Source organism: Saccharothrix sp. BKS2 (genome assembly GCF_047689505.1).
GTDB classification, from domain to species: domain Bacteria; phylum Actinomycetota; class Actinomycetes; order Mycobacteriales; family Pseudonocardiaceae; genus Actinosynnema; species Actinosynnema lopnurensis.
The window spans coordinates 412,666-423,959 of record NZ_JAUQOL010000008.1 but is presented as its reverse complement, the minus strand read 5'-3'; the positions used below and the strand labels follow the sequence as shown (position 1 = coordinate 423,959).

Below are 11,294 nucleotides of genomic sequence, written 5' to 3'. Positions count from 1 at the left end.
CCCGATACCGACGCACGCCGACCCGGGCGCGGCGGTTCTCTACGGTGGGCGGCTGTGACGTCTGTCGTTCAGCGGCTCCGGCTCGACCCGCCGGGCCTCCGGGGAGCACCCGCGGCGTTCCTGCGGGAGCACGCCGACCGCCTGACCCGGGTGACGCCGTGGCGGGTGGGGCGCGAGGTGCTCGCGGTGCTCGTGGTGCTGCTCCTGGACGTGTTCCCGGGCTGGCTGGGCGGCGACCCGGACCTGCCGCCGTGGGTGCTGCTGGCCCTGGGCGCGGGCTACGCGGCGCTGTACCTCTCGCGGCTGATGTTCCCGGCCCTGGCGCTGCTGGCGGGCACCTGGTCGGTGTTCAGCACCCAGCACGGCGGCGTCGCGCTGGTCGTCATGCTGAGCTACGCCGCCGGCTACCGGATCATCCCGTGGCAGCGGGCGCTGCTCACCGCCGTGCTCGCGCTGGCGCTGCACATGCTGGCCTGGGACGTGTCCACGCCGGGGCTGAGCGGGCTGTTCGGGTCGTGGGTGATGCTGACCGTGTACGGCATGGTGGTGGCCCTGCCGTTCCTGGTCGGCCGGTACGTCGCGCAGCGCAACGCGCTGGTCGCCGCGTTGCAGGAGCGCGAGGAACGGGTGGTGCGCGAGCGGCGGATGGTGTCCCGCCAGGTGCGGCTGCGCGAGCGCAACCGGATCGCCCAGGACATGCACGACAGCCTCGGCCACCGGTTGAGCCTGATCTCGGTGCACGCGGGCGCGCTGTCGCTGGACGGCGGGCTGGGCGAGCACCAGCGGGAGGCGGTGCAGGTGCTGCGCAGCGCCGCGCTGACCGCCATGGAGGAGCTGCGCGGCGTCATCGGCGTGCTGCGGCGCGACGAGGAGCCCGAGGAGGACCCGGTCCGGCGCACCGTGGACGCGATCGACGAGCTGGTCGACGGCACGCGGCGGGCCGGGGTGCGGGTGAGCCTGGTGCGCGGCGGCCAGCCGGTCGCGCTGCCCGCGAAGGTCAGCCACGCCGCCTACCGCATCGCCCAGGAGGGCCTGACCAACGCCAGCAAGCACGCGCCGGGGGCGAGCGTGCAGGTGACGGTGAAGTACGAGCCGGACGCGCTGGTGGTGGAGGTGCGCAACAACGCGCCGCGCGTCAAACCGCCGAGGGGCGCCGGGTTCGGCCTGGTCGGGCTGGGGGAGCGGGTGCGGCTGGCGGGCGGGATGCTGCACGTCGGCGAGCCGCCCACCGGCGGGTTCCGGATCGCGGCCGTGCTGCCGTACGAGGACACCGCCGCGCCCGGCGACGAGCCCGCCGACGAGGAGCCCGCCGCGGCGGCCAAGCCCAGCGGCATCCGCAAGTGGGCGGGCGTCGGGTCGATAGTGCTGGCCGGCGCGGTGGTGGTCGTGGTGGTCGGCGGCTACACGTGGCTGGGCATCCAGCCCGCCACCAAGGTCGTCGACCAGCGGCTCTACGAGTCGATCGAGGTGGGGCAGGACGAGGCCGAGGTGGTGGCGCGGCTGCCCGGTGGGGCGGAGCCGCCGGTGGGCGACGTCAAGTCGCACGCGCTGCCCGAACCGCCGGGGGCCGAGTGCGTGTACCGCGTGGCCGACGAGCAGACCTACTCGTCGCGGGCGACGAAGGTCGTGCGCTTCTGCTTCGCGGACGGCAAGCTGATCGAGAAGAAGACTCACCTCCAGAGGATGTGAACGGTGATCCGGGTCCTCATCGCCGACGACGAGCCGCTGATGCGCGCGGGCATCAAGGCCATCCTCGGCACCGCAGACGACATCGAGCTGGTCGCCGAGGCCGGCGATGGTCGGGAGGCCGTGCGGATCGCGCGGGAGCGGCGGGTGGACGTCGCCGTGCTCGACATCCGGATGCCGCGGCTGGACGGGCTGTCGGCGGCGCGCGAGCTGCGGTCGGTGGCGCCCTCGGTGCGGGTGGTGGTGCTCACCACGTTCGGCGAGGACGACAACATCGTCCGGGCGCTGTCGGACGGCGCGGCGGGGTTCCTGCTGAAGGACTCGGCGCCGGAGGAGCTGCTGCGCGCGGTGCGGGCCGTGCACGCGGGCGAGGCGTACCTGTCGCCCATGGTGACCAGCCGGGTGGTCGGGATGGTCGCCCAGGTGGGGCAGCCGCGCCGACAGGAGGCGCGGCGGCAGGTCCAGGGTCTGACCGAGCGCGAGGTCGAGGTGCTGGCGCTGCTGGGGCTGGGCATGTCCAACGCGGACGTGGGCCAGCGGCTGCACATGAGCGAGGCGACCGTGAAGACCTACGTGAGCCGGTTGCTGGCCAAGCTGGGCCTCACCAACCGGGTGCAGGCGGCGCTGCTGGCGCGCGACGCCGGGTTGGCGGGCTGACAAGGCGGGGCACCGGCCCCGGAACGTGGAGCGGCCCCCTCCGACAGCTGTCGGAGGGGGCCGCTCGGGTGGGGCTCGTCAGACCCGCCGAGGCGGGTGATCAGGTCAAGCCCTGGCTCGGTTGCCGGTCACCAGGCGGTAGACGCCGAGCACGATGAGCGAGCCGAGGATGGCCAGCAGCCACGTGCTCAGGTCGAAGAACGAGTTGATGTCGGAACCGAAGATCGCACGGCCGACGAAACCGCCGATGATGGCGCCGACGATGCCGAGCAGCATCGTGATGATGATGCCACCGGGGTCGCGGCCAGGCATGATGGCCTTGGCGATGGCACCCGCGATCAGGCCGAGAATGATCCAACCCAAGATGCCCACGGGGGCTCTCCTTCCTGATGGCCGCGGCGGGCGGATCCGTCGCGGCGCTTGATCGAGGAGTGCCCACGTTCGGGTGAGAACACGCACCGGTTATCATTCTGTTATCAAACTACCGCTGTGCGGGTCCCCTGACCGGGTCCTCCGGGCGGGCCCTCAGGACGGGTCCGGAACAATGGTGCGTGATGAGCACACCACGCACCGTCCTGGTCCTCGGTTCCACGGGCTCCATCGGCACCCAGGCCCTCGACGTCATCGCGGCCGACCGCGACCGCTTCACCGTCGTCGGCCTGGCCGCGGGCGGCGCCGACCCCGCCGCCCTCGCCGCGCAGGCCCTGTCGGCCGGGGTCGAGGCCATCGCGGTGGCCCGCGCCACCGCGGTCGAGGACGTCACGCTCGCCCTCTACGCCGAGGCGCAGAAGCGCGGCTTCTCGCGCGGTGAGTTCACGCTCCCGCGCATCCTCGCCGGCCCCACCGCGATGACCGACCTGATCGACTCCACACCCGCCGACGTGGTGCTCAACGGCATCACCGGCTCCATCGGCCTCGCGCCCACGCTGCACGCGCTGGCCACCGGCGCGACCCTGGCCCTGGCCAACAAGGAGTCGCTGATCGCGGGCGGGCCGCTGGTGCTCAAGGCCGCGAAGCCCGGCCAGCTGGTGCCGGTCGACTCCGAGCACTCCGCGCTGGCCCAGTGCCTGCGCGGCGGCCGGGCCGACGAGGTCGCCAGGCTCGTGCTCACCGCCTCCGGCGGCCCGTTCCGCGGCCGCTCCCGCGCCGAGCTGGCCGGCGTCACCGCGGCCCAGGCCATGGCCCACCCGACCTGGTCCATGGGGCCGGTCATCACGATCAACTCGTCCACCCTGGTCAACAAGGGCCTGGAGCTGATCGAGGCGCACCTGCTGTTCGGCGTGCCCTACGACCGCATCGACGTGGTCGTGCACCCGCAGTCGGTCGTCCACTCCATGGTGACCTTCGTCGACGGCTCCACCCTCGCCCAGGCCAGCCCGCCGGACATGCGCCTGCCCATCTCCCTCGCCCTGGGCTGGCCCGAGCGCGTCCCCGGCGCCGCCGCCGCGTGTACCTTCGACGTGGCGACCGCCTGGACGTTCGAACCGCTGGACGACGAGACGTTCCCGGCGGTGCGGCTGGCCAGGCAGGCGGGCTCCGGCGGGGGCTGCCTCCCGGCCGTCTACAACGCCGCCAACGAGGAGGCGGTCGACGCCTTCCTCACCGGTGACACCCCCTTCACCTCCATCGTGGACACTGTGGAACGGGTGCTGGCGGAAGCGGGCGGCTGGTCGCGGGAACCGGCGGACGTGGCCGAGGTGCTCGCGGCGGAGGAGTGGGCCCGGGCACGGGCACGGGAACTCGTGGCCACCTCGGTGGGCCCCGGGAAGGACTGACAGTGGTCTACTTTTTGGGCATCCTGCTGTTCGCCCTGCTCATCGGCATCTCCATCGCCCTGCACGAGCTGGGGCACCTGGGTACCGCGAAGATGTTCGGGATGAAGGTCACCCGGTACTTCATCGGGTTCGGCCCGAAGATCTGGTCGTTCCGGCGCGGCGAGACCGAGTACGGCCTCAAGGCCATCCCGGCGGGCGGGTTCTGCGAGATCACCGGCATGACCTCGCTGGAGGAGGTCCGTCCCGAGGACCAGGCCCGCGCGTTCTACCGGCAGAAGACCTGGAAGCGCGTCGTCGTGCTCTCCGCGGGCTCCATCACGCACTTCATCCTCGGGTTCGTCATCCTCTACCTGATGGCCTTCACCCTCGGCCTGCCGAACCTGCGCAACACGCCCGTGGTCGAGGAGGTCTCCGCCTGCGTGCAGAGCAGCGTCGAGGCCGACTGCGCCCCCGGCGCGCCCGCGCCGGCCAGGGACGCGGGCTTCCTGGCCGGTGACGAGATCGTCGCCGTGGCCGGCACCGCGACGCCGACCTGGACCGACGTGCTGAAGGCCACCCGCGAGCGGTCCGGCGACACCGAGTTCACCGTGCTGCGCGACGGGCGGGAGCTGCGCCTGGACGTGGACGTGGCCCGGGTCGAGCGGGAGCTCGTGCGCGAGGACGGCTCGACCTACAAGGACGAGGTCGGCGCGATCGGCATCATCCACCAGCGCAACTTCGAGTACAACGCGCTGACCGCCCTCGGCGGCGCGGGCGACTTCACCGGCGACATGTTCGTCAACACCTGGCACGGCCTGCTCCGGTTCCCGGAGAAGATCCCGGCCGTCGTCGAGGCCATCGCGGGCGGCGAGCGCGACGTGGACAGCCCGGTCAGCGTGGTGGGCGCGAGCCGGCTCGGCGGCGAGGCGGTCGAGCAGGGCCTGTGGCAGTTCTTCTGGATGATGCTCGCGGGCCTGAACTTCTTCGTCGGTGTGTTCAACCTCCTGCCCCTGCTGCCGCTTGACGGTGGTCACATCGCCGTCAACCTCTACGAGCGGGTGCGAAACTGGGTGAGGAAGCTCCGCGGCCTGCCCGTCGGGGCGCCGGTGAACTACCTGAAGCTGCTCCCGCTGACCTACTTCGTGATCTTCGTCGGCGGTGCCATCACGCTGCTGACGGTCACCGCGGACATCGTCAACCCGATCCGGCTCCAGTGAGAGGTGTTCAACCGATGAGCGACGGCGTCATGCTCGGGATCCCGGCGATGCCGCCCCCGGTGTTGTCGGAGCGGCGCAAGACCCGGCAGCTCATGGTGGGCTCGGTCGGGGTCGGCTCGGAGTTCCCGGTGTCGGTGCAGTCGATGACCACCACCCTCACCTCGGACGTCAACGCGACGCTCCAGCAGATCGCGGAGCTGACCGCGGCGGGCTGCGACATCGTGCGGGTGGCGTGCCCGTCGCAGGACGACGCGGACGCGTTGGCGGCGATCGCGCGCAAGTCGCAGATCCCGGTGATCGCGGACATCCACTTCCAGCCGAAGTACGTGTTCGCGGCCATCGAGGCCGGGTGCGCGGCGGTGCGGGTCAACCCGGGCAACATCCGGAAGTTCGACGACAAGGTCAAGGAGATCGCCGCGGCGGCCCGCGACCACAACACGCCGATCCGGATCGGCGTCAACGCCGGGTCGCTGGACCCGCGGTTGATGGCGAAGTACGGCAGGGCGACGCCGGAGGCGTTGGCGGAGTCGGCGCTGTGGGAGGCGTCGCTGTTCGCCGAGCACGACTTCCACGACCTGAAGATCTCGGTCAAGCACAACGACCCGGTGGTGATGATCCGGGCCTACGAGATCCTGGCCGAGCAGTGCGACTACCCGCTGCACCTCGGGGTGACCGAGGCGGGCCCGGCGTTCCAGGGCACGATCAAGTCCGCGGTGGCCTTCGGCGCGCTGCTGCGCCAGGGCATCGGCGACACGATCCGGGTCTCGCTGTCGGCGCCGCCGGTGGAGGAGGTCAAGGTCGGCCACCAGATCCTCCAGTCGCTCAACCTGCGGCCCCGCAAGCTGGAGATCGTGTCCTGCCCGTCGTGCGGCCGGGCCCAGGTGGACGTCTACACCCTCGCCGAGCAGGTCACGGCCGGTCTGGAGGGCATGGAGGTGCCGCTGCGCGTGGCCGTCATGGGCTGCGTCGTCAACGGCCCCGGCGAGGCCCGCGAGGCCGACCTGGGCGTGGCCTCGGGCAACGGCAAGGGCCAGATCTTCGTCAAGGGCCAGGTGATCAAGACCGTGCCCGAGCACCAGATCGTGGAGACCCTCATCGAGGAGGCCATGCGCCTCGCCGAGGAGATCGGGGAGTCCGCCCCCGGCGAGCCGGTCGTGACGGTCGGCTGAGCGGGTGGCCGGCGCGCGCGACCAGCCGTCCATCTGGCACGCTTGACGCGTGTTGAGGCTCGCTGGCGCGCGGATGCTCGACGAGCGGGACCTGCCCGAGGTCCTCGCGGTGCTCGCGGCCGACCCGGTGGCGTCCTGCATGGTCGCCTCGCGGGTCGAGGTCGCCGGGCTCGACCCGTGGCGGCTGGGCGGTGAGCTGTGGGCCTACGACCAGCGCTCGCTGCGCGGCGGCCGGATCGACGCGCTGTGCTTCGCGGGGCCCAACCTGATCCCGCTGTGCGGCAGCCCGGCGGCGCTGCGCAGCTTCGCCGACCGGGCCCGCCGCCGGGGCCGGATGTGCTCGTCGCTCGTCGGGCCCGCCGAGCAGGTGCTCGGCCTGTGGGAGGAGCTGACCCCGGACTGGGGTCCCGCCCGCGAGGTGCGCCCCGAGCAGCCGCTGATGGCGCTGGGCGGCAGCCCGGAGGTCCGGGCCGACCCGCTGGTGCGCCCGGTGCGGCCCGACGAGCTGGACCGGTACCTGCCCGCGGCGATCGCCATGTTCATCGAGGAGGTCGGCGTCGACCCCTGCGCCGACGACGGCGGCGCGTCCTACCGGGCGCGGGTGGCCGAGCTGATCGCGGGCGGGCGGGCGTTCGCCCGGTTCGAGGGCGGCGAGGTCGTGTTCAAGGCCGAGATCGGCGCCATGTCGAGCAAGGTCGGCCAGATCCAGGGCGTGTGGGTGCGGCCGGACCGGCGCGGGCACGGCCTCGGCGCGACCGGCACCGCGGCCGTGTCCGAACGCCTGGTCAGGGGCCTGGGCCGGACCGCCTCGCTGTACGTGAACTCCTACAACGACGTCGCCCGGTCCGCCTACCGCAAGATCGGCTTCACCCAGGTCGGCCAGTACGCGACCGTGCTGTTCTGACACCGGCCCCGAACCGGTCGAACCCCGGTGGCCGCGGACCGGCATACTCGGGGTCGTGATCCCGCGCACGGTGGCCCTCTCCGGGGCCGTGCTGCTGCTCGTCAGCGGCTGTGGCCTGTTCTCCTCCCGACCGGGTCCCGACGAGGTGGCGAACGACTTCCTGACCCGGGTCGCGAACGGGGACCTCGACGGCGCGGCGGCCGCCACCGACGACCCCGCCGGTGCCCGGGAGCTGCTGGGCAGGGTGCGCGAGGTGCTCAAGCCCGCCGGTCTGCGCACCACCGTGGACCAGGTCCGCTCGTCGGGGGAGTCCGCGGTCGCCGAGGCCGAGGTGCGCTACGACTGGGACCTCGGGCACGGCCACTCGTGGGGCTACCAGGCGGGGCTGGAGCTGCGCCGCGAGGAGGACGACTGGAAGGTGCGCTGGGCGCCGTCGGTCGTGCACCCGAAGCTGGGCGCGCAGCAGGTGCTGGGCATGGTCGAGGTGAAGCCCGACCCGGCGCCCGTGCTGGACCGCGAGGGCGTGCCGCTGCTCTCGCCCGAGGTCGTCGTGTCCGTGCTGCTCGACCCCCGCGAGGCGGGGGACCTGGAGGCGGTCGCCGGGTCGCTGGCGGCGGCGCTGTCCCCGATCGACGCCGGGATCACGCCCGCGTCCGTCGTGGAGGGCGCCTCGGCCGTGGCCTCCGGGCAGGTCTACCAGGTGGCCGCCCTGCGCGACGCCGACTACCAGACCGTCAAGCCCGCCATCTACGAGCTGCCGGGCGTGCGGTTCACCACGCAGAAGTCGCTGCTCGCGCCGTCGCGGACGTTCGGCTCGCAGGTGCTGCCCGCGGTGCGGCGGTTCGTGGAGGAGGACATCGCGGGTCGCTCCGGCCTGCGGGTCTACACCGTCAACGCGACCGGCGAGGAGGTGGAGACCCTGCACGACGTGCCGCCCCAGCACGCGGAGGCGATCCGGACCGTGCTCAGCCGGTCGGTGATGACGGCGGCCGAGGACGCGGTGGAGCCGGTGCCCGGGGCGGCGATGCTGGTGGCGGTGTCCGCGTCGACCGGCGACCTGCTGGCCGTGGCGCAGAACGAGCCCGCCGACAAGGAGGGCGCGGTGGCGCTGACCGGCCAGTACCCGCCCGGGTCGACGTTCAAGGTGGTGTCCGCGGCGGCGGCCCTGGGCGCCGGGCAGGTGACCGCGGAGAGCCCCGTGCCGTGCCCCGGGAGGACCACCATCGACGGGCGGCGGATCGTGCCGAACGACCGCGAGTTCGACAAGGGCACCATCCCGCTGCGCACGGCGTTCGCGGTGTCGTGCAACACGACGTTCGCGCAGCTCGCGGCCGGCATGGCGCCCGACGCGCTGACCAAGGCCGCCGACTCGTTCGGCCTGGGGGTGGACTTCGGCATCCCGGCCGTCACCACGATCACCGGCTCGGTCCCGCCCGCGACCGACGTGGTGGAGCGCGCGGAGGACGGGTTCGGCCAGGGGAAGGTGCTGGCCAGCCCGTTCGGCATGGCGCTGGTGGCGGCCACGGCGGCGTCGGGGGAGGTGCCGGTGCCGTCGGTGCTGGCCGATCGGGAGACCGAGGTGGACCACGTGCCGGCCCCGCCGTCCCCGGCGGTCCTGGAGCCGCTGCGGGCGATGATGCGCGAGGTGGTCGAGTCGGGGTCCGCGCCGCAGCTCAAGCCGTTCGGGGACGTGCGGGGGAAGACGGGCACGGCGCAGTTCGGGGACGGCACCAACTCCCACGGCTGGTTCATCGGGTACCGGGGTGACGTCGCCTTCGCCACGCTGCTGCTGGGCACGAACTCGTCGGGGCCGGCGGTGGAGGCTTCGGCGCGGTTCCTGGGCGCGTTGGGCTGAATGGAGCGGGTGTGATGACCGATCACGGACGTGTGGTGGCCGAACCGGGCCTGCCCGGCGAGGGCACGCCGGGGTGGTGCGATCGGCTCGTCCTCGGCGGCGAGCTGATCCGTGGTCGGGGCGGGGCGTTCCCCGAGCCGCTGCCCCCCCGCCTCCGGCACGCCGGTCCCGGAGGTGCTGCGCCGGCTGCGCGAGGACGAGCGCCGGTGATCCACCTCGACACCTCCGCCCTGGCCAAGTTGGTGCAGACCGAAGTCGAGACGCCGGCGCACTCCCGCTCCCGCTGAAGTCGCTCGACGCGATCCACCTCGCGTCCGCCCTGCGGCTGCGCGGCGACCTCGACGCGTTCGTGGCCTACGACAAGCGCTTGCTCACCGCCGCCGACGAGATGGGGCTGCCGGTCGCGGTCCCGGGAACGGCGGAAGAGGCCGCCTGATCGGCACGTCCGCCGGCGTTGACCACGTGGTGGTCGCCCGGCGCGCGTCCCGCCGTAACCTGGGGGCATGTCCGTGCGTGCCGTCCTCCAGCCAGGTGTGCAGTCCCCGCGTCGCCCCGTGCCCGCCCACATCGTGCGGCCCGAGTACGTCGACCGGCCCGAACCCCAGCGCAACACCGATCCCTGGGTGCAGCCGCCGGAGGTCGTGGAGGCGATGCGGGTGGCCGGGCGGCTCGCCGCGCAGGCCCTCCAGGAGGCGGGCAAGGTCATCGTGCCCGGGGTCACCACCGACGAGATCGACGCGGTCGCCCACGAGTTCCTGTGCGACAACGGCGCGTACCCCTCGACGCTGGGCTACCGCGGGTTCCCGAAGTCCTGCTGCACCTCGCTGAACGAGGTCATCTGCCACGGCATCCCCGACTCGACCGTGGTCGAGGACGGCGACATCGTCAACGTCGACGTCACCGCCTACCTCGGCGGCGTGCACGGCGACACCAACGCCACCTTCCTCGCCGGTGACGTCCGCGAGGACGTGCGGCTGCTCGTCGAGCGCACGCACGAGGCCACCATGCGCGCCATCAAGGCGGTCAAGCCGGGCCGCCGGCTCAACGTCGTGGGCCGCGTCATCGAGGCGTACGCCAACCGCTTCGGCTACGGCGTGGTCCGCGACTTCACCGGCCACGGCATCGGCCGCACCTTCCACAGCGGCCTGGTCGTGCTGCACTACGACGCGCCGCACGTCCCGACGGTGATCGAGCCGGGCATGACCTTCACCATCGAGCCGATGATCACCCTCGGCGGCATCGAGCACGACATGTGGGACGACGGCTGGACGGTCACCACCCGCGACAAGAGCTGGACCGCCCAGTTCGAGCACACCATCGTGGTGACCGAGGACGGCGCGGAGATCCTCACCGTCTGCTGAGCAGCGGCACCAGCGCCGCCGCGACCCGGTCGGGCGCGGTGGCGGCGGCCAGGTGGTGCGCGTCGAGCGACACCACCGGCCAGCCCATCGACCGGGCGGCCTCGGCCGCGCCGTCGTAGGTCCCGCTCAGCCGCAGGTACGAGCACGCCCCGGTCCACGGCACGGTGGGCCGGGGCTCCTTGAGGAACGCCAGCGGCACCTCGGGCGCCTCGGCGACGATCTCCTCCAGCAACCGCACGTCGGGCACCATCGCGGACAGCGCCTCGGGCGCGAACCACAGGTCCCAGCGCGGCATCAGGCCGTCCCGCGAGATGGCTTTCAGCCTGGTCATGCGCTCCGCGGGCGCGCCCTCGCGCCAGCTGCGGCCGGGCGTGGGCAGCTCGGCGTCGAGGAACACCAGCCCGCGCACGGGCGTCTCCAGGGCGTCGGCGAACGCGGGCAGCAGCGGACCGGCCCCGCTGTGCCCGACGAGCACCAGCTCGCCCTCGACCCCGGCGTCCTCCACGGCGTCGGCGAACACGCCGATCAGGCGCTGGTGCACGGGCGCGGCGTTGACCGTGACCCGCAGGTCGAGCAGGAGCACGGGGTGACCCAGCTCCGCCAGCGCCCCGGCGAGGGGCCGGAGGCTGGCCGGTCCGAGGTAGGGGCTGTGCACCAGGACTGCGGTGGCGGGCTGGTCGACCATGACGTG

At 73.0% G+C, this 11,294-nt stretch carries 11 protein-coding genes; 9 read left to right on the top strand and 2 right to left on the bottom strand.

The window, feature by feature from the left end; genetic code table 11:
* The first annotated feature begins 54 nt into the window (after positions 1-54).
* Positions 55-1,689: a sensor histidine kinase gene (locus Q5530_RS19880; RefSeq protein ID WP_415364150.1), complete on the top strand. Its 1,635-nt coding sequence runs from the start codon at positions 55-57 to the stop codon at positions 1,687-1,689.
* A gap of 3 nt (positions 1,690-1,692) precedes the next feature.
* Positions 1,693-2,343 (top strand): response regulator, encoded by a 651-nt coding sequence (locus tag Q5530_RS19875; RefSeq protein ID WP_380639667.1) that lies wholly within the window; start codon positions 1,693-1,695, stop codon positions 2,341-2,343.
* Positions 2,344-2,448: 105 nt separating this feature from the next.
* Here Q5530_RS19875 and Q5530_RS19870 read toward each other — a convergent pair whose 3' ends face one another.
* Positions 2,449-2,715 (bottom strand): GlsB/YeaQ/YmgE family stress response membrane protein, encoded by a 267-nt coding sequence (locus Q5530_RS19870; protein ID WP_033431425.1) that lies wholly within the window; start codon positions 2,713-2,715, stop codon positions 2,449-2,451.
* Between the two features lie 182 nt (positions 2,716-2,897).
* Between Q5530_RS19870 and dxr the strand changes: the two genes are divergently transcribed.
* The 7 genes from dxr (at position 2,898) to map (ending at position 10,603) form a co-directional block, all read left to right on the top strand.
* Positions 2,898-4,118, top strand: a complete 1,221-nt coding sequence (gene dxr / locus Q5530_RS19865; protein ID WP_415364148.1) for a 1-deoxy-D-xylulose-5-phosphate reductoisomerase — start codon at positions 2,898-2,900, stop codon at positions 4,116-4,118.
* A gap of 2 nt (positions 4,119-4,120) precedes the next feature.
* Positions 4,121-5,314 carry a M50 family metallopeptidase gene (locus Q5530_RS19860; protein WP_380639663.1) on the top strand — a complete coding sequence of 398 codons (1,194 nt, stop codon included), beginning with the start codon at positions 4,121-4,123 and terminating at the stop codon, positions 5,312-5,314.
* Between the two features lie 14 nt (positions 5,315-5,328).
* Positions 5,329-6,483 carry a flavodoxin-dependent (E)-4-hydroxy-3-methylbut-2-enyl-diphosphate synthase gene (gene ispG / locus Q5530_RS19855; RefSeq protein ID WP_415364146.1) on the top strand — a complete coding sequence of 385 codons (1,155 nt, stop codon included), beginning with the start codon at positions 5,329-5,331 and terminating at the stop codon, positions 6,481-6,483.
* A gap of 49 nt (positions 6,484-6,532) precedes the next feature.
* A complete protein-coding gene (locus tag Q5530_RS19850; protein ID WP_415364144.1) occupies positions 6,533-7,387 on the top strand; it encodes a GNAT family N-acetyltransferase in 855 nt (284 codons plus the stop codon).
* Positions 7,388-7,442: 55 nt separating this feature from the next.
* Positions 7,443-9,242, top strand: a complete 1,800-nt coding sequence (locus tag Q5530_RS19845) for a penicillin-binding transpeptidase domain-containing protein (RefSeq protein ID WP_415364142.1) — start codon at positions 7,443-7,445, stop codon at positions 9,240-9,242.
* A gap of 14 nt (positions 9,243-9,256) precedes the next feature.
* Positions 9,257-9,529, top strand: coding sequence for a hypothetical protein (locus Q5530_RS19840; protein WP_415364141.1), 273 nt, complete (start codon positions 9,257-9,259; stop codon positions 9,527-9,529).
* A gap of 216 nt (positions 9,530-9,745) precedes the next feature.
* The gene (map, locus tag Q5530_RS19835) at positions 9,746-10,603 is read left to right on the top strand and encodes a type I methionyl aminopeptidase (protein WP_415364139.1); all 858 of its coding nucleotides are present in this window, start codon (positions 9,746-9,748) and stop codon (positions 10,601-10,603) included.
* On the opposite strand, the gene Q5530_RS19830 is transcribed toward map, so the two are convergent.
* Complete coding sequence (locus Q5530_RS19830; protein ID WP_415364138.1) at positions 10,590-11,288, bottom strand: hypothetical protein; 699 nt, start codon at positions 11,286-11,288, stop codon at positions 10,590-10,592. The two genes, map and Q5530_RS19830, sit on opposite strands and share 14 nt — an antisense overlap.
* Positions 11,289-11,294 lie beyond the last annotated feature (6 nt).

Coding starts and splice junctions, on each gene's coding strand:
- dxr (WP_415364148.1), top strand. CDS start 2,898: ATGAGCACACCACGCACCGTCCTGGTCCTCGGTTCCACGGGCTCCATC.
- ispG (WP_415364146.1), top strand. CDS start 5,329: ATGAGCGACGGCGTCATGCTCGGGATCCCGGCGATGCCGCCCCCGGTG.
- Q5530_RS19840 (WP_415364141.1), top strand. CDS start 9,257: ATGACCGATCACGGACGTGTGGTGGCCGAACCGGGCCTGCCCGGCGAG.
- map (WP_415364139.1), top strand. CDS start 9,746: ATGTCCGTGCGTGCCGTCCTCCAGCCAGGTGTGCAGTCCCCGCGTCGC.
- Q5530_RS19830 (WP_415364138.1), bottom strand. CDS start 11,288: ATGGTCGACCAGCCCGCCACCGCAGTCCTGGTGCACAGCCCCTACCTC.